At 64.8% G+C, this 715-nt stretch carries 2 protein-coding genes; both read left to right on the top strand.

Annotation, left to right across the window (positions count from 1 at the left end; all coding sequences use genetic code 11):
- A partial coding sequence (locus tag ACXJKJ_RS30565) for a PepSY domain-containing protein (RefSeq protein ID WP_457395200.1) occupies positions 1-372 on the top strand: 372 nt, incomplete at its 5' end.
- A complete protein-coding gene (locus ACXJKJ_RS30560) occupies positions 369-494 on the top strand; it encodes a hypothetical protein (RefSeq protein ID WP_256774474.1) in 126 nt (41 codons plus the stop codon). The genes ACXJKJ_RS30565 and ACXJKJ_RS30560, both read left to right, overlap by 4 nt.
- The last annotated feature ends 221 nt before the right edge of the window (positions 495-715 follow it).

Raw genomic sequence — 715 nt, 5'->3', positions numbered from 1 at the left:
GTGCAGACCGTCCGCCAGCAATGGCCCGGCCTTCACATCCTCGGCGCCATTCCCGCACGCGATGGCGGGAGCATCCTGTTCCTGGGGGAGGCCGACGCCTGGCTGGTGCGGGAGCGGGCCAACAACATCGCCGTGGACCTGCGCACCGGGCACGTGATCGGCATGCATGACGGCCGTGCGCTGGGGGTCCATCAGCGTATCGCCGAAATGGCCGATCCCCTGCACTTCGGCAGCTTCGGCGGTTGGCCCATCCGACTGCTCTGGTTGCTGGCCGGCACGCTGTTGACCGGGCTGTGCTTCACCGGCGTGTATCTCTACGGACTTCGCACAGTGGATTCGCTGCGATCAGCAGCCAAAAGGCGGCAGACATGAGTCATGAAAAACTGCCCGGCCCGTGGCGCGCGGCGTGGCACGGCATGGGTCGTTGGCGATGGCTGTGGCTTGCCCTGCTGCTGGTATGGGCGTCGCTGGTGCCGCTGGAGGCAATGAAGTAGCGGGGCTCACCCGTCTAGACGACCTGAATTGGCTACGTCCAGATCCAACACCGCCCTGCGGGGCGGCGTTGGTAGCAGGCGTCGACAATGCTGCAACCTGCTTCGAGTCCTTCAATGTGAAGAGTCCGCAGCGGCCTCAGCCCGGTACGAAATGCCGCATCAGGTGTAGTTCCTCGATGGCAGCCAAGTAAGGGGCGAAACGTGCATCGCCACCGGCAAAC

It is taken from the genome of Roseateles sp. P5_E1 (assembly GCF_054049335.1).
Note: the sequence above shows the minus strand (reverse complement) of the source record. Positions and strands in the feature narration are given on the sequence as shown.

Coding starts and splice junctions, on each gene's coding strand:
- ACXJKJ_RS30560 (WP_256774474.1), top strand. CDS start 369: ATGAGTCATGAAAAACTGCCCGGCCCGTGGCGCGCGGCGTGGCACGGC.